General features: G+C 63.3%; 23 protein-coding genes and 1 tRNA gene. 8 read left to right on the top strand and 16 right to left on the bottom strand.

Annotated features, from left to right (window positions below):
- Window positions 1–480, bottom strand: a complete 480-nt coding sequence (locus SO140_RS27145) for a MaoC family dehydratase (protein ID WP_449380617.1) — start codon at window positions 478–480, stop codon at window positions 1–3.
- Window positions 481–744: 264 nt separating this feature from the next.
- On the opposite strand from SO140_RS27145, the gene SO140_RS27140 reads away from it, so the two are divergent.
- On the top strand, window positions 745–1,659 hold the full coding sequence (locus SO140_RS27140) for a DMT family transporter (protein ID WP_449380618.1): 915 nt from the start codon (window positions 745–747) through the stop codon (window positions 1,657–1,659).
- Between the two features lie 85 nt (window positions 1,660–1,744).
- On the opposite strand, the gene SO140_RS27135 is transcribed toward SO140_RS27140, so the two are convergent.
- The 3 genes from SO140_RS27135 to rplU form a co-directional block, all read right to left on the bottom strand.
- Window positions 1,745–2,338, bottom strand: a complete 594-nt coding sequence (locus SO140_RS27135) for a GNAT family N-acetyltransferase (RefSeq protein ID WP_449380619.1) — start codon at window positions 2,336–2,338, stop codon at window positions 1,745–1,747.
- Between the two features lie 140 nt (window positions 2,339–2,478).
- On the bottom strand, window positions 2,479–2,748 hold the full coding sequence (rpmA, locus tag SO140_RS27130; protein ID WP_027523579.1) for a 50S ribosomal protein L27: 270 nt from the start codon (window positions 2,746–2,748) through the stop codon (window positions 2,479–2,481).
- A gap of 103 nt (window positions 2,749–2,851) precedes the next feature.
- Window positions 2,852–3,238, bottom strand: a complete 387-nt coding sequence (gene rplU / locus SO140_RS27125; protein ID WP_449380620.1) for a 50S ribosomal protein L21 — start codon at window positions 3,236–3,238, stop codon at window positions 2,852–2,854.
- A 338-nt stretch (window positions 3,239–3,576) separates the two neighbouring features.
- On the opposite strand from rplU, the gene SO140_RS27120 reads away from it, so the two are divergent.
- Window positions 3,577–4,725 carry an ROK family protein gene (locus SO140_RS27120; protein ID WP_449380621.1) on the top strand — a complete coding sequence of 383 codons (1,149 nt, stop codon included), beginning with the start codon at window positions 3,577–3,579 and terminating at the stop codon, window positions 4,723–4,725.
- A 605-nt stretch (window positions 4,726–5,330) separates the two neighbouring features.
- Window positions 5,331–5,420: transfer RNA gene (locus SO140_RS27115), tRNA-Ser, on the top strand.
- A gap of 53 nt (window positions 5,421–5,473) precedes the next feature.
- Here the strand turns inward: SO140_RS27115 and SO140_RS27110 are convergent.
- From SO140_RS27110 to SO140_RS27100, 3 genes are all read right to left on the bottom strand, one after another.
- Window positions 5,474–6,496 carry an LLM class flavin-dependent oxidoreductase gene (locus SO140_RS27110; RefSeq protein ID WP_449380622.1) on the bottom strand — a complete coding sequence of 341 codons (1,023 nt, stop codon included), beginning with the start codon at window positions 6,494–6,496 and terminating at the stop codon, window positions 5,474–5,476.
- Between the two features lie 75 nt (window positions 6,497–6,571).
- Window positions 6,572–7,252 carry a hypothetical protein gene (locus tag SO140_RS27105; protein WP_449380623.1) on the bottom strand — a complete coding sequence of 227 codons (681 nt, stop codon included), beginning with the start codon at window positions 7,250–7,252 and terminating at the stop codon, window positions 6,572–6,574.
- 170 nt (window positions 7,253–7,422) lie between these two features.
- Window positions 7,423–8,790 (bottom strand): aminotransferase-like domain-containing protein, encoded by a 1,368-nt coding sequence (locus SO140_RS27100; RefSeq protein ID WP_449380639.1) that lies wholly within the window; start codon window positions 8,788–8,790, stop codon window positions 7,423–7,425.
- A gap of 156 nt (window positions 8,791–8,946) precedes the next feature.
- Here SO140_RS27100 and SO140_RS27095 point away from each other — a divergent pair, with 156 nt between their 5' ends.
- From SO140_RS27095 to SO140_RS27085, 3 genes are all read left to right on the top strand, one after another.
- Window positions 8,947–9,807, top strand: a complete 861-nt coding sequence (locus SO140_RS27095; protein ID WP_449380624.1) for a DMT family transporter — start codon at window positions 8,947–8,949, stop codon at window positions 9,805–9,807.
- 342 nt (window positions 9,808–10,149) lie between these two features.
- Window positions 10,150–11,589 (top strand): DUF1254 domain-containing protein, encoded by a 1,440-nt coding sequence (locus SO140_RS27090; protein ID WP_449380625.1) that lies wholly within the window; start codon window positions 10,150–10,152, stop codon window positions 11,587–11,589.
- A gap of 72 nt (window positions 11,590–11,661) precedes the next feature.
- Window positions 11,662–12,033, top strand: a complete 372-nt coding sequence (locus SO140_RS27085) for a hypothetical protein (RefSeq protein ID WP_449380626.1) — start codon at window positions 11,662–11,664, stop codon at window positions 12,031–12,033.
- 591 nt (window positions 12,034–12,624) lie between these two features.
- On the opposite strand, the gene SO140_RS27080 is transcribed toward SO140_RS27085, so the two are convergent.
- The 4 genes from SO140_RS27080 to SO140_RS27065 form a co-directional block, all read right to left on the bottom strand.
- Window positions 12,625–13,839: an EAL domain-containing response regulator gene (locus tag SO140_RS27080; protein ID WP_449380627.1), complete on the bottom strand. Its 1,215-nt coding sequence runs from the start codon at window positions 13,837–13,839 to the stop codon at window positions 12,625–12,627.
- 286 nt (window positions 13,840–14,125) lie between these two features.
- Window positions 14,126–14,536: a hypothetical protein gene (locus SO140_RS27075; protein WP_449380628.1), complete on the bottom strand. Its 411-nt coding sequence runs from the start codon at window positions 14,534–14,536 to the stop codon at window positions 14,126–14,128.
- Window positions 14,537–14,644: 108 nt separating this feature from the next.
- Window positions 14,645–16,048 carry an MFS transporter gene (locus tag SO140_RS27070; protein WP_449380629.1) on the bottom strand — a complete coding sequence of 468 codons (1,404 nt, stop codon included), beginning with the start codon at window positions 16,046–16,048 and terminating at the stop codon, window positions 14,645–14,647.
- A gap of 344 nt (window positions 16,049–16,392) precedes the next feature.
- The gene (locus SO140_RS27065) at window positions 16,393–17,556 is read right to left on the bottom strand and encodes a hypothetical protein (RefSeq protein ID WP_449380630.1); all 1,164 of its coding nucleotides are present in this window, start codon (window positions 17,554–17,556) and stop codon (window positions 16,393–16,395) included.
- Between the two features lie 340 nt (window positions 17,557–17,896).
- On the opposite strand from SO140_RS27065, the gene SO140_RS27060 reads away from it, so the two are divergent.
- Window positions 17,897–18,508, top strand: coding sequence for a LuxR C-terminal-related transcriptional regulator (locus tag SO140_RS27060; protein WP_449380631.1), 612 nt, complete (start codon window positions 17,897–17,899; stop codon window positions 18,506–18,508).
- Between the two features lie 43 nt (window positions 18,509–18,551).
- Here the strand turns inward: SO140_RS27060 and SO140_RS27055 are convergent, their stop codons facing one another.
- The 5 genes from SO140_RS27055 to SO140_RS27035 form a co-directional block, all read right to left on the bottom strand.
- Complete coding sequence (locus tag SO140_RS27055; RefSeq protein ID WP_449380632.1) at window positions 18,552–18,800, bottom strand: hypothetical protein; 249 nt, start codon at window positions 18,798–18,800, stop codon at window positions 18,552–18,554.
- A gap of 113 nt (window positions 18,801–18,913) precedes the next feature.
- On the bottom strand, window positions 18,914–19,288 hold the full coding sequence (locus SO140_RS27050) for an Hpt domain-containing protein (RefSeq protein ID WP_449380633.1): 375 nt from the start codon (window positions 19,286–19,288) through the stop codon (window positions 18,914–18,916).
- 72 nt (window positions 19,289–19,360) lie between these two features.
- Complete coding sequence (locus SO140_RS27045) at window positions 19,361–20,068, bottom strand: Crp/Fnr family transcriptional regulator (RefSeq protein ID WP_449380634.1); 708 nt, start codon at window positions 20,066–20,068, stop codon at window positions 19,361–19,363.
- 195 nt (window positions 20,069–20,263) lie between these two features.
- Window positions 20,264–20,974 (bottom strand): Crp/Fnr family transcriptional regulator, encoded by a 711-nt coding sequence (locus SO140_RS27040; RefSeq protein ID WP_449380635.1) that lies wholly within the window; start codon window positions 20,972–20,974, stop codon window positions 20,264–20,266.
- Between the two features lie 287 nt (window positions 20,975–21,261).
- Window positions 21,262–21,579 (bottom strand): hypothetical protein, encoded by a 318-nt coding sequence (locus tag SO140_RS27035; RefSeq protein WP_449380636.1) that lies wholly within the window; start codon window positions 21,577–21,579, stop codon window positions 21,262–21,264.
- 75 nt (window positions 21,580–21,654) lie between these two features.
- Here SO140_RS27035 and SO140_RS27030 point away from each other — a divergent pair.
- On the top strand, window positions 21,655–21,800 hold a 146-nt coding region (locus tag SO140_RS27030), incomplete at its 3' end, for an Hpt domain-containing protein (RefSeq protein WP_232577507.1).

Genomic DNA, 21,800 nt, shown 5'->3' with positions numbered 1-21,800 from the left:
TCAGGTCGACCGCCGTCGGATCAAAAATTTCTGGGTCCCCTCGAGCACCAGCTCCTTGCGCTGGTTGTAGACGGTGCTCGCGAGCGCGACCACGCCGGTCGAGCGTCCCGGCACGAGCTTGGTCACCTCGAGCGCGGGGTAGATCGTGTCGTCGGCGAACACCGGCTTGAGAAAACGGCTTGACTGTTCGAGGAAGCCGACCAGCGACTCCTCGACCATGAAAGGAAACAGGCCTGCGCCGGGCGCGGTGTGGATCAGCGTCTGGAAGCCGTGGGCGAGCAGGTCGGGCATGCCGCGGGCACGGCAATATTCGACATCGTAGTGCACCGGGTGGGTGTCGCCGCTCGCGGTCTGGAACGCGGCGAACACGGCCGAGGTCTGCGTGCGGCTCGGCAGCACGAAGCGTTCGCCGAGGACGAAATCCTCAAACCAGCGTTGCGTAGGGATCATGCGATGCTGGGTCGGATCGAAGGCCGTCATATCTGCTGCTCTTTTGCCGGAGACACCAATCGCTACCGCGATGCGAAGAGTGCGACAATACGCTCAATTCGTCATGACCGGGCTTGTCCCGGGCGGCCACGTCATTAAAACAACCGCCAGCGAGTCCATTCGCCGGTTCCTGACGCTCCCCTCCGCCCGTCATTGCGAGCGAAGCGAAACAATCCAATCTGTCTCCGCGGAAGCAGTCTGGATTGCTTCGTCGCTTCGTTCCTCGCAATGACTGGGCCTCTACGAACGACAGCAATGCCTCTGTTCAAGAAACTCTCCGCCTATGACGAGCGCTCGGCGCGGCTGGCCGGCATCGCGCTGATGGTGCTGTCGATCTTCCTGTTCTCGTTCGGCGACGCCATGGGCAAGTTCATCGTCGCGACCTATTCGGTCGGGCAGCTCTTGTTTCTGCGCGCCTGCGCGGCTTTGCTCGTGCTGGCACCGTCGATCTGGCGGCAGCGCCACGAATTCACGCATCTGGAGCGGCCGTGGCTGCAGCTCTTTCGCGTGGTGCTCTCGACGCTGGAGGTGGCGGCCTTTTTCCTCGCGACCGTCTATCTGCCGCTCGCCGACGTCATCACTTATTATCTGGCAGGCCCCATCTTCGTCACCGCGCTGTCGGCGATCTGCCTGGGGGAGCAGGTCGGCTGGCGGCGCTGGACCGCGATCCTGATCGGCTTCTGCGGCGTCCTGATCGCGCTCCGCCCGTCAGCGCAGACGGTGAGCCTGCCGGCGCTGATTGCGCTCGGCGGCAGCCTGTCGTTTGCGACGCTGATGCTGGTCACGCGGTCCTTGCGCGCGACGCCCGACATCGTGATGGCCTCCTCGCAGTTCGGCGGCACGTTTCTGCTCGGACTCGCCCTGTCCCTGTTTCACTGGGTGCCGCCGAGCGCGGGCAGCCTCGTGGTGTTTGTGCTGGCCGGCTGCACTTCGGTCGCCGCGCTTCTGTGCGTCAACCGCTCTCTCAAGCTCGCGCCCGCGAGCGTGGTGGTGCCCTATCAATATTCGATGATCGTCTGGGCCGTGATCTTCGGCTTCGTCGTGTTCGGCGACGTCCCCTCGATCGCCACCATCATCGGCGCCGCCATCATCATCGGCGCCGGCTTCTACATATACGTGCGCGAACGGGATCTCGGGAGGCAGGACGACCAGGTCAATCCACCGGTGTGAGATGGAGACGCAAAGAAAAATCGTCGTCCCGGACAAGCGAGCGCAGATCCGGGACGACGGCGGAGGATTTGATGCCGCTCGCGCCTTACCTCACCCTTCGCGCACTGCTCCAGCTCTTCAGCGAGGACCACACGCCGCGCGACAGGCGGAAGCAGTCGACGGGCGTCGAGGATCCCAGCGCGTAGAAGCGATGCAACTGGACGCCGCTCCACTGGAAGCCGCACTTTTCCAGCACGTTGCGTGAGGCCGGATTGGTGACGCGCGCGCCGGCGTAGAGATGGCCTTCCCCGAACTCCTCGAAGAAGAAGTCGATTGCCCCGCGCGCAGCCTCGGTGGCAAAGCCCTTTCCCCAATGCTCGACGCCGAGCCAGTAGCCGAGTTCGGCATTGTCAGGCATCGAGCAGTCGATCCCGATCATGCCGACGGGCGCATTGTCATGCTCGATCAGGAACACGGTCTCGCTGCCGAGCTCTGCGGTGGCGCGGATGAATTCCACGGCGTCGTCGTGCGAATAGGGGTGCGGCAGGCGGCGCGTGTTCTCGGCGATGCGGCGGTCGTTGGCGAGGCGCGCGATCGCCTTGACGTCGGCGAGCGTCGGCTTGCGCAAGGTCAGCCGCTCGGTGGCGACGACATCGGGCCTCGCTTCGCGCAAGGTCGTGCTCGAAAAGTCCTGCAACATGTCCGGCTCCGTCAAAGACTTTAAGTCGAAACGAAAAGGGGAGGCCGGTTTCCCGCCTCCCCTGGAGCCTTCGATCTCTTGATCTCAAGGACTCCGCCGGTTTGGTCAGGACCCGGCGGACTCCAATTTGATCCACCGTATTATTCAGCCGCCTCTGCGATCGGAAGCACCGATACGAATGTGCGGCCGTTGGCTTTAGCCTGGAACGCAACGCGGCCTTCAACCTTGGCGAACAGAGTGTGGTCAGTGCCCATGCCGACATTAAGGCCGGGATGCCAGGTGGTGCCGCGCTGGCGCGCAATGATGTTGCCGGGAATCACATGCTCCCCGCCGAACACCTTGATGCCGAGGCGCTTGCCCTTCGAATCGCGTCCGTTGCGCGATGAACCGCCTGCTTTTTTGTGAGCCATGGCTCGTCTCCGAAATCCTGCGTATCTCTAGATCAATTCCTTGACGGAATCATTTCACTTTTTCTCACGCATCAATTCGTGAATTGGCGTGATCAAAGTTTCGCTATTCAGCGGCTTCCTTTGCCGACTCCTTGGCCACCTTCTCCTTCTTCGGACGCGGCCCCTTGGTGGGCTTGGCGTTGCCGGTCAGGATCTCGGTGACGCGGAGCACTGTGATCTCGTCGCGATAGCCGCGCTTGCGGCGCGAGTTCTTGCGGCGGCGCTTCTTGAACGCGATGACCTTCGGCCCGCGCTTGTGCTGGAGCACCTCGGCTGCCACGGAGGCGCCCGCAACCGTCGGGGCACCCAGGACCGGCGCGTCACCGCCGACCAGCAAAACTTCACTCAGCTGCACGATCGTGCCGACTTCGCCGGCGATCTTGCCAATTTCCAGGACATCATCCGGAACGACGCGGTACTGCCGGCCGCCGGTTTTGATGACTGCGAACATCGTTCTCTTCCTTCGTGTTCAATCCCGGCCTTTCGGACTTTCGTCCCGGCCGGCTTTTTGTCAGTCGCTATGGGTTTTCAGCATTCTGCGCGGGTGGGGTATGACCCTCAAAATCCACGCAAAAACAAGCGGCGCGAGAAACGCCCCGCGCCGGCTGGGGGACTTATAGCGGCCGAACGCTCGGAGTCAAGGAAAACCAGGTCAAAAAGGCCCCGAATTTGAAGCATTTGGGCGGCTTTTGCCGTCAGGCCCGGCCGGCATCCGATAATTGGCCGAACCTGCAACCAACGGGTTCCGCCGCCGTTGTCATCCCGAATTTCAAAGCGGGCAAGGGCTCCATGGCAGACGAGTTGGTCTTGACGACGGGAATCGCGCAGCACGGCGCTGCCCGGCTGCCGTCGGTGGACGTCGACAGTTTCAACGTCGAGCTGAAGGACGAGGACGGCTTTCTCGGCGACCGCGCCAGCAAAAGCGCGTTCCGGGCCATCCTGGACCACTGGCGCAAGCCGCTGCGCAAGACCGGCGAGGACCCCTTTGGCGACGAGCCGTCGGACCGGATCAGCAAGAAGACGCTGGATGACATGCTGGTCGGCGACGACACCGAGGCCTCCGCCGTGGTGCACAGCGCGATCGAGGATTTTGCCCAGGAGCTCGCCTACGTCACCCGTCGTTTCCTGAAGACGAAAGCCTGGGCGAAGACCGAGCGCATCGTGGTCGGCGGCGGTTTTCGCGACAGCCGCCTGGGCGAACTCGCGATCGCCCGCGCCGACATCATCCTGAAGGCCGAGGGTTTCAAGGGCGACATGCTGCCGATCCGCTTCCACCCGGACGAGGCGGCCCTGATCGGCGCGCTGCATCTGGCGCCGTCCTGGATTTTCGAGGCCCATGACAGCATCCTCGCGGTCGATATCGGCGGCACCAATATCCGCTGCGGCGTGGTCGAGAACCGCTGGAAGAAGGCGAAGGACCTCTCCAAGGCGTGCGTCTGGAAGTCCGATCTGTGGCGTCACGCCGACGACGAGCCGACCCGGGAAGGCGCGGTGAAGCGGCTCACCAAGATGCTGAAGGAGCTGATCGCGGAGGCCGACACCGAGGGCCTGAAGCTCGCGCCGTTCATCGGCATCGCCTGTCCCGGCGTGATCAATGAGGATGGCTCGATCGAGAAAGGTGCGCAAAATCTTCCCGGCAATTGGGAGAGCAGCAAGTTCAACCTGCCAGCGAGCCTCGTCGAAGGCATCCCCGTCATCGGCGAGCACGACACCGCGATCCTGATGCACAATGACGGCGTGGTGCAGGGGCTCTCCGAGGTGCCTTTCATGCAGGATGTCGAGCGCTGGGGCGTGCTCACCATCGGCACCGGACTCGGCAATGCGCGCTTCACCAACCGCCGCAGGGAGGCTGGCAGCGTCAAGGACCGTGACTCGCCGGATAACGGGAAGAAGAAAAAGGAAAACAACAAGGAAAGCAGGCACAACGACAGGGAGTAACCTTGACCGGTTAGGTTAAGGCACGGATTGCGTTGCGGCACGCCGCGCGGTCGTTACGGTCCATCCGTCGCCTCACGCGGGCCGGCGAAGCCGCCCTTCTCGGCCTGCAATTTCAATGAGCGGCAACGGGACCGCCAGTGTTTACCGCGTCTGGCGGTCCCACCCGTCGGGCCGCCGCTGCGCCGGCGCGCTCTATCTCGGCCAATTTGATTCGCGTTCGTGTAGCTCGACTGCGCCCTCTGTCGGGTTCGGGAAGTTTTGGCACAATCTGCACTTTGCACCCGTTTTCTCCGGTCTAGTATTACCGCATGGGGAATGATCTGGTGTTTCGAATCACTGTTATCGTCCTGGGAACGCTGCCGGTATTGCTGACGGCTTTCGCCGTGCTCGGCGCCCCGTTCGCAGACTGAGCGCCCAAACCCGGCGCCGGCACAGGACCACGCAAATCGGCGCGAAACCGGCTCTCGGACCGGTTTCAGCCGCGTCTTTCCTGCGCGCACCAACCACGAGGCCAGGGATTTTCGTCCCGCCCGCCTTGTCTGGCCGGCCATCCTCGCCTAGAACACGCCCCGACCGCACGGGGCTACCCCGATTTGGCGCCTTCAGGAGAGGTGGCAGAGTGGTTGAATGCACCGCACTCGAAATGCGGCATAGGTGCAAGCCTATCGGGGGTTCGAATCCCTCCCTCTCCGCCAGCCGCACGAGATTCCGGTAAGCCGTCCGCCTATAGGTCTTTGAACGCGCGGCGTCACCGCCACCCAAGCGCCGGGGCGACGTGCTTGAGAATCGCTTCGATCGCATGGGCGCAGTAGGCGACGCCCAGCTGGTTGGGGATGGTCAACAGCAACGTGTCGGCCTCGGCAATGGCCTCATCCTTGCGGAGCTGCTCGATCAGGACGTCCGGCTCGGCGGCATAGCTGCGGCCGAAGATTGCGCGCGTCTGCGGGTCGATGAAGCCGATCTGGTCCTCGGATTCGCCGCCACGCCCGAAATAGGTGCGGTCGCGATCATCCATCAGCGCGAAGATGCTGCGGCTGACCGAGACGCGGGGCACTCTGACGTGGCCGGCCTCCTTCCAGGCGGCGCGGTAGGCACGAATTTGCGCCGCCTGCTGAACGTGAAAGGCCTCGCCGGTCTCGTCGTTCTTCAGCGTCGAGCTTTGCAGGTTCATCCCGAGCTTGGCCGCCCAGACGGCGGTGGCGTTCGAGCCGGCACCCCACCAGATGCGCTCGCGCAGGCCGTCCGAATGGGGTTCGAGGCGCAGCAAACCAGGCGGGTTTGGAAACATCGGCTGCGGATTGGGCTTTGCAAAACCCTCGCCGCGCAGGAGATCGAGGAAGACCTCGGCATGGCGCCGGCCCATGTCGGCGTCATCAGCGCCCTCGGCCGGCTGATAACCGAAATAGCGCCAGCCATCGATCACCTGCTCCGGCGAGCCGCGGCTGATGCCGAGCTGCAGCCGTCCGCCGGCGATCAGATCGGCACTACCTGCATCCTCCACCATGTAGAGCGGATTCTCGTAGCGCATGTCGATCACTGCCGTGCCGATCTCGATGCGGCTGGTTTTCGCACCGACCGCCGCCAGCAGCGGAAAGGGCGAAGCGAGCTGGCGCGCGAAATGATGGACGCGAAAATAGGCGCCGTCCGCGCCGAGCTCTTCCGCCGCGACGGCAAGCTCGATGGATTGCAACAACGTATCCCCAGCCGAGCGGGTCTGCGATTGCGGCGAGGGCGTCCAGTGCCCGAACGAGAGAAAGCCGATCTTTTTCATGAGGGCAGTCTATGGCCGGATTGGTTTGCGATCGTCAATGCACGGATATTCACGAGCGCGACAGGATCCGGACCGTCACATCCTGAAGTCCAGGTTGATCGGCTCATCCGAATAGCTGGGCGAAGCGTCCGTGACCGGGACCTCCTTGCCCACGACCTTGAACTCGACGTCAGCGATCCAGACCTGCCCCGTCCCACACAGGAGGACACCGAATGCGATGTTCCTGCTGTTTTTGGCAATGTCCAGAACGACGGCGTATTTCGTCCAGCCGGTGGTCGCGCGGATCGGCCTGTCCTGCATATTGTCGATCGTAATCGTTCCGTCGGAGCCATCGACGCGCATCCAGAGGCCGGCCCACCCATCGACATTTGCGGTTCTGACATACGCCGTCATCTGGAGGCGAACGCCGCGATACCTGTCCGACTTGAAAGCTTGCGAGAGGCTGCCAAACCCTCGCGGCGGTCTTCGCGATTTGATGTAACCGCTGGCCTTGCCATGATATTGCGCTTGGTCATCGACGCCCATTTCATAATCGACGAACGAATCGCCGAAGGCGAACCAGCCGGTGGGCAATCGCGGATCGCGCGCTTTCACCGCTTCATCGAGATCGGATGCTTTCAGGATTTGACGCGCTTCCGCATCGAGTTTTCGCGCTTCCGCTCGCGTCTTTGGCAGGAGAAACAGTTGATTGACGAGCGCGACCAGCGCGCCCGTCGACAAGACTGTGACCAATACACCAATGACTCCATCGGTCATTGTCGGAAATCCATGCGATTGCGGGCATCGGCATCGCTCTCTTGCAACGCTGCATGATCGCCGACGCGCGGGAGGCGACATATTCAGGATCTGACGCGGAGCGCAGCATAGGTTGCGAAGCTATTTCCGAGCAACCTGTATCTTTGGCGTGCCGGACCTATCGGCGAGCTCTATTGACGTGCTTGCACGTCCAACGCTCGCCGCATGACGTCCCACATGCGGGACTCCGTCGATTGCGCCACGTTGAATCGCAGGAAATTTGAGGCCGACTGCGACACGCTGAACACGTTTCCCGGCGCCAGCACCACGTCTTCGGCGAGCGCGGCGCGCGCGACTTGCGTCGAATCCAGCCCGTCGGGCAGGCGGCACCACAGAAAAAATCCGCCGCGCGGCATCAGCCACGGCTCGAGGCCGAGCGCGCCGAGCTTGCGCGCCGCCTCGCGCCGCGTGCGCCCGAGCTTTTGCCGGAGCTCCTCCATGTGCTTGCGGTAGCTGCCGCCCGCGAGCACCTTCGCGATCACTTCGGTCGCAACCGGGCTCGGGCCGCCAAAGCTGGTTGCGACCTGGAGGTCGACGAGATGCTCGATCCAGTCGGGCCTTGCTGCGATATAACCGCAGCGTACCGAGGCGGAGAGCGTCTTGGAAAAGCTGCCGATGCGGATGACGTTGGCGAGGCCGTCGAGGGCGGCAAGGCGCGGCGACCGCTCCGTTTCGAAATCGGCAAAGATATCGTCCTCGATGATTGCCAGGTCATGGGCCGCGGCGGCGCTCAAGACGCGATGCGCGGTTTGCAGCGACAGCGTCGCGCCGGTCGGGTTGTGGAGCGCGGAATTGGTGATGTAGAGGCGCGGCCGCTCCGCGGCGAGGATCGCCTCGAAGCGCGCGACGTCCGGACCCGACGCCGTATAGGGTACGCCAAGGATCTTCACCTGATGCGCGCGCAGCAGCGCGCGAAAATTGAAGTAGCAGGGGTCGTCGACCAGCACGGTGTCGCCGGGCCGCAGCAGGAAGCGGCAGACGAGGTCGGTTGCTTGCGTGCCCGAGCCCGTGAGCACGAGCTGGTCGATCGAGGCCTCGATGCCGTCCTCGGCAAAGCGCGCCAGCAGATAGCGGCGCACCGCGAGCGAGCCGCGCGTAGAGCCGTAGTCCGAGAGCACGCTGTCATCGCTACGGGCGATCGCGCGAAAAGCGCGGCGCAAGGCCGCCTCCGGCATCCAGTCCGCCGGCAGCCAGCCGCAGCCGGGCTTGAGCATGGCTGAATCGGCATCGAGCGATTGCCGCGAGACCCAGAACGGATCGACGGCGCGGTCGCGGCGCGGCTCGACATCGGCGAGCGCGAGCGGTGGCATTGTTGTCGCGGAGACGTAGAAGCCGGAGCCGCGACGCGCCCGGATCAATCCCTCGGCTGCCAGGCGATCATAGGCTTCCACCACGGTGGAGGGCGACACGCCCATGCTCGCGGCCAGCTTGCGGATCGAAGGCAGGCGGTCGCCGGGGGCAAGGGCGCGGCCCGCGACCTTGGCGCGGATGGCGCGCATCACGTCGGTAGTGCGTGCCCCGCGGCCTCTGCTTTGCGTCAGCTCGTCCAAGTGTATGGGCTTCCATACTGATACAGTTTGGCCAGATTGTATGGGATTGTCGCTGGTCTCGCCACCCTCAAAAGGCCAAGGTCGACCGCGCGAAAGCGAGGCGACATGCAATCGGCCGGCAACGGATGGGGCAACGGACTTCTGGGCGTCGTCATTTTCAGTGGCTCGCTGCCGGCGACGCGCGTCGCGGTCGGCGGCTTTTCCGCAACCTTCCTGACCTCGGCGCGCGCGGTGGTCGCCGCGCTGTTGGGAGCGGCGCTGCTTGCCCTGCTTCGTCAGCAAAGACCCGCGCGAAAAGACCTTGCCTCGCTCGCCATCGTCTCGCTGGGCGTCGTGGTCGGCTTCCCGCTGCTGACCGCGCTGGCGCTTTTGCACATCACCTCGGCGCATTCGATCGTCTTCATCGGCCTGTTGCCGCTTGCGACCGCAATCTTCGCCGTGCTGCGCGGCGGCGAGCGGCCGCGATTGCCGTTCTGGCTGTTCTCGATCCTCGGCAGCGCGACGGTCGCGGGTTTTGCGCTGTCGGGTAGCGGCGCGGGCTCGCTCCGCGGCGATCTCCTGATGGTCGCCGCGATCCTGCTCTGCGGCCTCGGCTACGCCGAAGGCGCGACTTTGTCGCGCCGGCTCGGCGGCTGGCAGGTCATCTCATGGGCGCTCATTCTCGCACTGCCGCTGATGCTGCCGGTCGCGATCCTATCGTTGCCGCCAACATGGGACGGCATCGGCGCGCCGGCCTGGATCGGCCTTGCCTACGTCTCCGTCTTCAGCATGTTCGTCGGCTTCGTGTTCTGGTATCGCGGCCTCGCCCTCGGCGGCACCGCCAGCATCAGCCAACTGCAACAGCTTCAGCCGTTCTTCGGGCTCGCTCTGGCCGGCCTGGTCCTGCACGAGCCGGTGGCGTGGAGCATGATCGTAGCCACCCTGCTCGTGATTGTCTGCGTCGCCTTTGCCCGAAGATTTGCATGAGGCCGATCTCGGCGCTGTCCCGTCACCGTAGGCGTCAGCGCCTTCATTCGGACCACCGCGATCTGAAGCCATCGCGATGCGATCATCGACGTTGATCTGGATCAACGCCTGTTCTGGCACTCCGAGGCTCATTGCATGGGGAGAGTTATCTCCCTTGATGCATCGCATGCCCCATTTTCGCAATGACGGTAACAGCATCCGCATAGCAAGTATCGCCCCTCTCGTCTCGCTGGTGGAGCAGTGATCGGCATTCTCGCGCGACTGACAGAAATCCGCCCATCGTTGCTGGAGCGTCCATAGTCAATTGAATTCACGAGACCCAGAGTCATTAGGAGCAGCGTCATGACCATCACTCGGCGTAATCTGCTGTCCGCCACTCTGGGGACCGCGTTCTCGGCGCTTTCACTCTCATCAAGCCGAGCGGACTACGACGGTCCGCTGCTTAATGCGGTCGAGGGTGGCGAAGACTTCTGGCTTGCCACCGATGCCTATGTCTTTGGCTATCCGCTCGTGACAATGGAGATCACGCGGCGGGTCATAACCAATGCGGCCTCGGTCGAGGGCACGCGCGGGCCCATGGGGCAGCTCATCAAGCTGCGGTCGTATCCCGATGCAAGTTTCCGGGATGTGACGGCTCCGAATGCCGACACGCTCTACACCAGTGCGTTTATCGATGTGGGAGACGAGCCGTGGGTGCTCAGTATGCCCGACATGAAGGACCGCTATTTCCTGTTCCCAATGCTCGATGGCTGGACAAACGTGTTCCAGGTCCCCGGCAAACGTACGACAGGTACCAAAGCACAGACCTATGCGATCACCGGGCCCGGCTGGAAAGGCACGCTCCCTGCCGGCGTCAAGGAATACAAGTCGCCCACCAGCATCGTATGGATCTTGGGTCGCATCTACTGTACCGGCACACCCGAGGACTACGCGGCGGTGCACGCCGCTCAGGATGAGTTCAAGCTCGTTCCCCTGAGCGCTTATGGGAAGCCCTACACGTCCCCACCGGGCAAGGTCGATCCGTCGATCGACATGAAGACCGCGGTGCGCGATCAGGTCAACCGCATGGACGCTGCTGCCTATTTCAGCCTTCTGGCACAACTCATGAAGCGTAATCCGCCGGTGGCGGCTGACGCTGCCGAGGTCGCCAAATTCGCGAAGATCGGCCTCGTTCCGGGCAAGGATTTTGATGCCGGCAAGCTCGACGCTGCGTTTGCGAAGCGCATCCCGCAAGTCGCGTTCGACCGCATCATGATCCAGTTCAAGGTCAACAAGGCCATCAGAAACACCAACGGCTGGGGATTTGACTCGCAGACGGGCGTCTACGGCACCGATTATCTCAATCGTGCCCTGGTCACAGCCATCGGGCTCGGCGCCAACCGCATTCAGGATGCCTGCTATCCGACGTCGCAGAAGGACGCGGATGGCAAGGACTACGTCGGCAGCAACAAGTATGTGATGCGCTTCCCGAAGGGACAGCTCCCGCCCGTCGGCGGCTTCTGGTCTCTGACGATGTACGACGAAAACTACTTCTTCGTCGCCAATCCGATCAACCGATATTCGATCAGTGCCCGTCAGAACCTCAAGCCCAATCCGGACGGAACGATCGACCTTTATATCCAGAAGGACTCGCCTGGATCGGACAAGGAGTCGAATTGGCTGCCTGCGCCCGCCGGCAAGTTCATTCTGATGCTGCGGATGTATTGGCCGAACGAGAAGGGGCCTTCGATTATCAACGGCTCCTGGTCTCCGCCGGCTGTCAGGAAGGTTGCGAGTAGCTGATCGCAAAGGACCAGCAAACGGGAGCATTGGTGGAAGCAGATCAAGGCTTAGCAGGACCTGAGGGAGGTCAGGATGAAGATCGCGCTGTTGTCGGCGGCACTCCTCGGAGGCCAATTGGTGACGCCTGTTTCCGATCGCGTTCCTCATTTGAATGTGGAGGCGCTGTGCAAGGCCACAGCGGCCGATGACAAGACGAATGGAATCGTTTTGGGGCAGAGTTTCGACCAATGCATGAGCGATGAAACGAACGCTCAGCAGCAGCTGGTCGTTCTCTGGTCGGCCAGTGCCGGTCCGGTTCGTGATCGCTGCGAAAAGGAGGCGACTTCAATTGCCGACAGTCAAAGCTATGTAGATCTCCTCACCTGTATCCAGGAAGGCGAACCAGCGAATCCGCCGTCCGGAGCCCCGCTCAAGCGGGCAAGCAAGAAGCGAGAGGCGAAGTAGGTCTATCGACCCAACAAAGGAGGCTGTCATGCAATACCGAACTAAATTGTGGTTGGCCGGTGCCGTTATCGCCTGCGCAGCGATAAGCTCTGTGCAGTGGTCAGAAGAAGATGGTCTTTCGTTCTCGATTCAGAGCGCACAGGCCCGCGTCGGCCGGCCGGCGACGCCAGTAAGTGTCGCCGGCGTCGCGCGTCGAACGACGCGCCGCGCGGTAGTGGGTGGAGCGGCCGTGGGCGCAGCAACCGTAGGAGCCGCCGTAGCGGCGCCAACCTGCGCCCGCGTGCTGGTCAATGGCGCGTGGGTCTGCCGCTAGAGCGCGATGGGATTAGGTGCGCTCCCTCCCCCGCCTGCGGGGGGAGGGCTGGGGAGAGGGTGTCTCCGCAGCGGATAATCCCCAAGTGGAGAGAGCCCTCACCCGGCGCTTCGCGCCGACCTCTCCCGCAAGCGGGAGAGGTTGAGCAAGCAAGTGCCAAATCGATTCAGCCAAAACCCATCGCGCTTTGGGCATACGATCTTCGCCTCGGAGGTGGTCGCAGCGCCCGCGCTCGTCGTCTGCGCTGCCTTCGCGCGGCGATTGGTGAGACCGCCGCCTCACCCCTGTCCCATCACCGTCCGCGTCAGCGCGCTCCTGGCAAATTTCTTCAGCGGCATCGGCTTGCCGAACAGATAGCCCTGCACGAGATCGAAGCCGATTTCGTTGGCGGCGACGAGATCGGCGCGGGTTTCGATGCCTTCGGCGACGCTGCGCGCACCGTAATCCTGGGCGAGCTCGACGATGTGACGGCACACGTTGCGCTTCAGCGCATCTGAGCTGCTGCCGGTGACGAAATGCCGGTCGGCCTTGAGCTTGACGAAGGGAAACCGGTCGAGCCCCATCAGCTCCGGCCAGTTGGTGCCGACATTGTCGATGGCGAGCCCTATGTTGTGAAAGCGCACCTCGGCGGCGACGTCGAGCAGCAGATCGAGATCCCCGATCACCTCGGAGCTCTCGATCTCGATCGTCAGCCCGCCGAAGGCGGGGTGGGCGGGCATGCGCCGGCAAAGATCGCGCACGGCCTGGTGCTCGTGCAGGAAAGTGGCCGGCAGGTTGATCGAGAGATCGACCGGGCTCTGCCGCTCCAGGAGGTAGTGCCAGTCCTGCAGGGCGCGTTCGATCACGAACTCGGACAGTTCGCGAAAGTGCGGATCGCGCTCCTCCGGAATGAAATAGGCCGGCGGCACCACGCCCCAGGTCGGATGCCGCATCCGCACCAGCGCCTCGGCGCCGCACCGGATCAAGGAGCGCGCGTCGATCTTCGGTTGGTACCAAAGCTCGAGCCAGCCTGCATGCAAGGCTTCGCCGACATGCACGGCGGGGCTCGGCGCGGGCTCGTCCGGCAGCAGCATCGCGATGCGGTCGCGCAGGGTCTCCGCGGCAAACGGCGTTGTCAGCGGCGGCAGCATGGCAAGGCCATATTCCTCGCCGACCTGCTGCACCGCCTTGACGATGATCGACTCGCGCGCGCCGACGGCCAAGACCTTGCCGCCGAATTGCTCGCGCACCAGGATCTCCAGAAATCGTCCGGGCTCGATGCCGTCGACGGCAATACCGAGCAGGATCAGGTCGGGGAGCTCCGTGGCGAGCACGCCACGCAGTTCGTCGGCATTGCTACATTCGCTGGTGACGAAGCCGAGATCCTCCAGCACCTCGCTCATGAAGGCACGCAGGTGCCGCTTGCCGTCCGCCACGCAGGCGCGCGGCGTCACTTTCCGCCGTCCAAAGGTTACAGTCTTCCGTCCGGCGAGCTCGCCCAGCCCCTCGTCCATCGCACAGCACTCCCGTTCCGTGACAACTTCATAACGGTGAGCGCGGCTCCAAATATGGAGAGCTTCAGCATCATTGTTGAATTATTTGGGTAACGTTAAAGCCCTCATCATATGTAAAATTGTATGGATCCCGTTGAAGAAGACTTCACACCCTCGTTTGTCTCGCGCACGCGGCGCTGCAATCGTTGCGATATCCGCGCATGCTGCGCATGCGAAGCGGCAACTTGCCTGACCCAGCGATGAGGCGACACCGCGCGCGACGTCGCCTCATAGAATAACGCCGGTATTACTTGCTGGCGGCCTTGTCGTGCTGGGCCATGCCGACCGGCTTGTAGTCATAGGTCGGATAGAACTCGGTCCGGTACGGTCCCCACGCGCTGTCCTCGATGATGCGGTTGACCTCGCGCAGCCGCGAGGCCGGCAGGCGCAGCGTGATCACCTGGCCGATGCCCATCATGACGTACCAGCTCACCACCTCGACGCCCGGCGGCGGGAAGGATTTGTAGTAGCCTTGGCTCTCGAGCTGCGCATTCAGCTCGTGCAGCGGGCGCGACTGATCGTGCTTGAAGAACACCGTGAGCATGACGGCATCCTCAGCAGTCGGCGCGGCATTGCCCGGCGGCGGCGCGGTCTGCGCAATGGCCGCGGACTTGATCGCCAGTGCGCCGGCCAGCAACGTGGCCATGGTCAACGTCATTCTCACTGATCTCATTTGCGAGGTCCTTCCTTTCACGCATATGCCTGCCGAAAACGGCTGCCAGAGCAAGATAGCCTTTGATTGAATCAATCGGGCCGCAGGCTCACTTCACCTCCCCCGCAAGCGGAAGAGGGAGCGCACCTTCGTTCGCGGCTCGCAACCAACCTCAACCTCATCAGCGTAGCCCGCTCTATATTCTCCCGAGATGTTCTTGCCGGTGTAGTCGGTCATCGCCGCGGTCGCGATCAGGCTGATCACGGCGCACAGTGCGATATAGGCAGCGATGGCGGTTGCCGACTCGAAGGTGCCGAACAGCCAGGCCGCAATCAGCGGCGCCGGACCGCCGGCGATGACGGAGGCGAGCTGATAGCCGAGCGATGCGCCGCTGTAGCGCAGGCGCCCGGTGAAGCTTTCGGCGATCAGCGCGGCCTGCGGGCCATACATCATGTCATGCGGGATCAGTGACAGGATGATGGCGAGGAAGATGACCGGCTCCGATCCGGTGTCGAGCATGCGGAAATAGATGAAGCCGAACACGCCGGTCACGGCCGCGCCGATCATGTACATGTTCTTGCGGCCGATGCGGTCGGACAGATGGCCGAACAGCGGGATCGAGACGAAGGACACTACCGAGGCGCACAGCACCGCGGTGAGCAGGAAGTCGCGGGACACGTTCAGCGTCTTGACGCCATAGGCGAAGACGAAGGCGGTGAAGATGTAGAACGGCGCCTGCTCGGCCATCCGCGCGAACGCCGACAGCAAGATCTCCTTCGGATGCTCCTTGATCACTTGCAGCATCGGCGTGCGCTCGACCTTGCGCTCCGCGACCAGCCTGGAAAACACCGGCGTCTCCAGAATGCCGAGCCGGATGTAGAGGCCGACACCGACCAGGATGAGGCTCAGCGCAAAGGGCACGCGCCAGCCCCATGACAAGAACTGCTCGCCGGACATCTGGCTGAAGGCGAGCACGGCGAGGTTGGCCAGGAACAGGCCGCAGGGCACGCCGAATTGCGGCCAGGAGGCGATAAATCCGCGGGAGTGATCGTTGCGTGCCCATTCCATCGACATCAGCACCGAGCCGCCCCATTCACCGCCGACACCGACGCCCTGGACGAAGCGCAGCACGGTTAGGATGACCGCGCCCCAGATTCCGATGCTCTCATAGGTCGGGACCAGCGCCACCGCGAAGGTGGCGAGCCCCATCAGGAGCAGCGTGGCGATCAGCGTCGATTTGCGGCCGATGCGGTCGCCATAATGTCCGAAGATGGCCGCGCCGATGGGACGGGCGATGAAGCCGACGGCATAGATCGCGAAGGCCTCGAGCGTGCCAACCCACGGATCGGAATGCGGAAAGAACAGTTTTGCGAAAACGAGGCCGGTGACCGTCGAGTAGAGGAAGAAATCGTACCACTCGATGGCGGTGCCGATGGTGGAGGCGATCACGGCGCGGCGCAATTGAAGCTGGTGCTCGCTGTCGGGCAGCGAGATCGGATCGACATGAGACAGGGACATGGCGGGAGCCTTTCCTTGGAGGCCGCCCCCTAGCCCCTACTGTGCATGGGGTTGTTTTGACGAAAAAACTTCCGAGCCGCCGTCACGGTTCCAAGACGATTGCGTCCGTCGGGTTCGACTTATGGAGGAACCCGGTTCGCCCGGGCGGACCAAGTGTGAAGTACCTCACATGCGTCTGGCCGCACCCGCGCTATGAGTGGGGTCATGTGGTGATGGGCTGCGTGAGGATCGCAGCAATGACGATGCGGCGTATGATGACGTGGTGGTTCTGGTTCGTGCTGTCGGGACGATTTATCGATCGTTTCCTGAGCCTGCCGCGCGTGCCGCGGAACTAGCCCCAGAGCTCAGCTCTGCCCGATCAGTTTCCGGAACGCCGCCGCTCCGTCCTGCACGGCATCGCGTCCCTTCCAGGCCAGATAGGTCAGCTTGCCTGCCAGCGAGTCATGGTTGCGCAGGCGGCGTGAGCCGAGGATGTGGCCGACATTGGCGGGGAAGCGGCTGACCTCGGCGGCGACGAGCGCGGCGATCGCGTCCATCAATTGCTGGAGGCGGATGCCCCACTCCGACGACTCGATCTCGTCGATGCGGACCTTGAGCGCATATTCGGTGTCATAGATTTCGGCGAGCAGGTCGCGTGCGATCAGCACCCGGTTGTGCTTGAGCGCGACCCGGAGCGCGAGGCGCTTGTCGTCGAGCCGGTCGAGCACCATGGGAACCGTGATGGCATAGGACGTGGCGGCGATATCGGCGGCGGTTTTGGTCGGCGCGGCCCTGGTGGCGAGGCGGATCAGCTGCCAGGGCGTCTTCAGCCGGCGCGCCACCAGCGCCAGCGCAAAGGGCAGCGCCTCCGGATTGGCCTTCCTGAATGTGTCGAGGCGCGCGGCGATCTGCGTCGCCTGGCCGTCGTCGAATTTCGAGATCTTCTCGGGCAGCTTCTCGTTGAACTTCGCCAGCGCGGCGTTCGCGCGCAGCACCTGCAGCATCTTGGTCACGTCGTCGAAGGCGAAGCGCGAGGCCGTGTATTGCCCGAGCTTGGCGCGGGCGAGCTCAGTGCCGTCGGGCGAGGCGAGCGTGTTCTCGAGGACCTTGACGACCTTGATCTGGAACGTGGTCGCGGTCTTCTGCACGTCCTTCGGCTTATTGGCGGCGACCTGGTCGTTGATCGCCTTGATGTAGTCGCGCGCCATGGTTGGCAGCAGGTCGCGGCAGATCCACTCCCAGATCGGCGTCAGCGTGTTGCGCGAGATCCGGCCCATATTGGCGTGCTCGGGCGCGCCGTCCATCAAGAACAGCTCGAGCGGTGCGAAGAAGGGGCGCGACGGATTGATGGCGCGCGCCTGGGTCGATCCGTCCTTGCGGAATTCGGCGCGCAGCTTCGCCTGGATGTCGGGCGAGCCCGGCATGTCGATGCCGCACAGCTCCAGCCGCTCGAGCTCGCTGAGCAGACAGCTGCGCGATAGCGGTGTCAGCCGCTGCAAAAATTCCCAGAGCTGTTCGACCTGGCTCATGGCACGCAATTTTCCGCAACTTTTCCGGAACCGTTACTGGTTCGTCGCGTGGACGCATTTGCGCGCTCTCAACTGTGCTCCAGAGAAGCAAGTCACTGTTAATTAATTGGTAAAGTCGTACGGCGCGGCTTCCGCCGTCCGCTCCGACCTTAAGAAGGGATTTCATGAGGTGGCTGAGATTTAGGCAGGTTTTGCAACCGGTGCGTGGCCCATTGCGCGTCTCGGCACGCATGACTTGCGCCACCGCCCGGAGATCTAGCACAAAACCGTCAAAATCACCGTAGTCTTACGGAACAGAAAGTTAACCACGATTCGCCCCGGGTTCCGCTAAACGAATCGCATGGGGCATCAGAATGATCCGATCGCTGATTCGCGATCGTCGGCTTGGTACGAAAGCAGCACTTCTCCGCAGGAGCTCGAACTCGCTCAGTTGAACGCCGCCCGTGCCAAGGCTTCCGAGGAAACCGCCACGGCGATCGCCCGCGAACTCAACGGCCCCCTGACCGCCCTTCTCCTCTACATGGGCGAGATCAAGCATCACAGCGACCAGCTTTCGCCGGTCTCCGCCGATCGCGCCTATTTGCAGCGCGTGGTCGAGAATGCGCTGGCGCAGACCGAGCGCGTCTGCACGCTGGTCAAGCAGCTCGGCGGCGCGCCGCGAAACGGAGTGTCAGGGATCGACGACGCCGAGGCGAAGGCCGGACCCACGGCGCTCGCCCTGCGCGCGGCCGGCAGCGAGCTCTCCGGCCCGCAGGGCTCGAAGCGGTTGACCAGGCGCGAACGCGAGGTGCTGCGGCTGATCAGCGAAGGCTGTTCGAACAAGCAGGGCGCGCTGCGGATGCAGATCAGCCCGCGCACCTTCGAGAGCCATCGCGCGGAGGCCATGCGCAAGCTCGGGGCGCGCAACACCGCGGATCTGGTCCGCGCGGCGCTGCTACATTCGATCGATTGAGGCGGGCTGTGACGAGCTGCGGCGGGCCGGGCGCCGGGTGGTTTCAGTAATAGTCGTCCGCGAAGGGGCGTAGGCGCGAGCTCGGACGCAGCGGCTTCATCTCGTCCTTCGCTGCGCTCGGAATGATCGTGATGGTCCAGCGCGGCGGGGTGCTCGATTCCTGTTCCAGCACGGAACGCACGAAGCCGGTCACCGTCTCCTCGCCCGATTTCACCGTCGCCATGCGGCCGTTGAACTGAGCGATGCGGAAGCGGCGGACTTCCTTCTGGTCCGCGGTTTCATAGGTGAACATGGAAACCCTCCTGGTCTCGCGCGACTATCGCCACCTATGATTAGCCAAGTGTTGATTAGCCATGTGTGAAAATCCCAAGCCGTAGAAGTACGGCGGGATTTTTGCGCGAGGGATCAGACGTCCTCGTCGCGCGCTGCGGCGTAGGCTTTCGCCATCGCGTCCAGCAGCTTGCGGTAGGCGTCGTCGTCGAGCGCCGCCGCGTCTCGTTCGAGCTGCTGGGCGAGCGCCGCGAGCCGCTCATAGCCGAAGGTGCGCGCCGCGCTCTTCAGCGAATGGGCTTCGCGCTCGATCCGAGCGCGCTGCTGCGCGAGGGTGAGATCGCCGAACAGCTTTAGCCGTGCATCGGTCTCGCTCCAGAACACGGCGCGGACCTCGCCGGCCCCGTCCTCTCCGATCTCCCGCACCAGCGCCTCGAATGCACCGGGATCCCGTGCCGGCTCGGCGGCAAGGGAGGATTCGGCAGACAGCAGGACGGCAGCTTCGCGCATGCGACGGTTCTAGCCGCTGAATGTCTACGCCGTGTAAACTTCACGCCTGGTTGCGGCAGCCAGCCCTTTGGATCATCGCGACCCAAGCAGCCGGTCGTACTGCGTCTTCACCGTGGCGTAGCATTCGCACGCGGTCTGGCGCAGCCCGTCGAGATTGTTGATCTGGATGTGGCCGCGGCTGTAGTGGATGAAATTGGCCTGCTGCAGCGTGTTGGCGACCAGCGACACGCTGTTGCGCCGCGCGCCGATCATCTGTGCCAGGTTTTCCTGGGTCAGCAGCAGCCTGACGTCGCCTGACAGGTCGTGGATCTGCAACAGGCACCGCGACAGCCGCGACTCCACGGGATGGGCGGCATTGCAGCCGGCGGTCTGCTGGACCTGCGCGTAGACCGCAAGCCCGTGGCGCGCCAGCAGCGTCCGCAACGAGGAACTCTGGTCGGCCGCCGCCCGCAGCCGGTCGAGATCCATCACCGAGGCGGTGCCGCCGACGAGCACCACCGCGCTGTTCATCGCACTCGCATCGCCCATCGCCGACAAGCTTCCGAGCAGGCTGTCGCGGCCGATCATGGCGACCTGCACATGCTCGCCCTTGGCGAGTTCCACGACCAGCGAGATCACGCCGCGATGCGGGAAATAGGCGCGCTTGAGCGTTTGGCCGGCTTCCACCAGTACGGCCTCGTGGGGCAGATCGGTGAGGCGCAAGTGCGGGCGGATCAACTCATAATCATCCGCCGACATAGCAGACAGGAAACCATTGGATGGACGCACCATCGTTTCCATAGCTGCCTCCCGTCTTTCCCAGCGGCGAAGCGCTGACACGCATTCGCCATCCCTTGCACGGGTTTTGTGGCTCGCATCATGTGCCTTTCGGGATATGTTGGCAATTGGACATATAGCGTCCTCAAGGTCGCGGGCAGCTCATGTGCACGTCGGCGTGCACATGAAGTTGCGTCACCACGACACCAGTCTGCTGGCTCACGGAGCGGATACCAGCAGCCGCGCATAGATATTCTTCACCGCGCCGTAACACGCACAGCATGTTGCCTCCAATGCATGGGAGTCCGTGATTTCGATCTGGCCGCGGCTGTAGTGAATGATGCCCGCCCGTTGCAACGAGTGCGCCACCAGCGAGATTGCGTTGCGCCGCACGCCGATCATCTGCGCCAGCAACTCCTGTGTCACTGGAACGGTCGCGCCGTCGCAGAGATCGCGGGCACGCAGCAGCCAGCGCGCGAGGCGCGCTTCGGCCGGATGCAGCGTGTTGCAGAGCACCGATTGTTGCGCGTGCGCCAGCAGCGCCTGTTCGTGCCGAACCATCAGGCGACGGAACCGCGGGCTTCTGTCAGCGATACCGCGAAATGCGGTGCAGTCCAGGCTGACCGCCGTGCCGGGAAACAGCACGACGACGTCTGCCAGCGCAGTCCAGCCAGCCAGCGTCGCACCGCTGCCGATGACGCTGTCGCGGCCCAGCATCGCCACCTCGATCGTCTGCCCCTCTACGAGATTGACCGTCGTCGAGACCGCGCCGCGAAGCGGGAAGTAGACCTGCTTTGGCCGAGCTCCGTCCACGCCCAGGGACATCTCCCTGACCAGCTCGACGGTTGCGAGATGGGGTTCCAGCAGCGCGAAGTCCGCCGCATCGAGCGTCCTGAGCAATTGATTGGGCGGGCGACCGCTTGCAATCATGCGAAATCAATCCGGCGCTGCGGTTCGTCGTCATGCCATGCGTTGCGTGTCGTGGTGCTGTGCACGGCTGGTCCATAATACAACATAAGTTGTGTATTGGTCCACATACACGTCGCGGACACCTCGCCACATTTGCGACGGAAATGAGAGCGCGCTCCGGTTGCTGATTTGCAGCCGGGAGGCTGAGCGCATCGGATCCTGTGCCGCGCCAGCAGAGTTCTCTCGGCCGCGCGATTGGGTTAGCGCGTCCTCGCCCGATGCGTTCATGGGGTAAGGGTCTGTTTACCTCAAATGCCCATCGCATGCGTCGCGGCCGGGGCAGCAATCGCCGGCCCTACGTGCGATGACGGATGCGGATGATTTGACTTTACCCGCGCGGCGCCGGCGTAGCGCGTTTCACCGCCGAGGCTTTCTTTTGCGGAGCGTTCTGCGTTGCGCGGCACGCCGACCGTTTGCGTCGTCGCCGCGACGCCTGCGGTCGGTTTTGTCGAAAGCTGCCGAGGCGCAGCGGAAACGACAAAGTTGTCTTCAATATCCGTATTAGCACGGAGGTCGAAATTAACGCGGCCGTGAAATGCGATGTCTAACGATCGAGGGGAGGGCATTGCGTCGATTGTGAGAAAGCGGATCAGGCGTCACCACGACACCCTCCGCCTGGCAAGGTTGGTAAGGCGTATTTCATGGATGATCTGTTGCGGGAGTTTTTGACGGAGACCAGCGAGAGCCTGGACACCGTCGACAATCAGCTGGTGAAGTTCGAGCAGGAGCCGAACAACGCCAAGATCCTGGATAACATCTTCCGCCTCGTCCACACCATCAAGGGCAC

The sequence above is a fragment of the Bradyrhizobium sp. UFLA05-108 genome, from assembly GCF_059803455.1.
The sequence above is the reverse complement of the archived record's forward strand: the minus strand, read 5'-3'. Positions and strand labels throughout refer to the sequence as shown.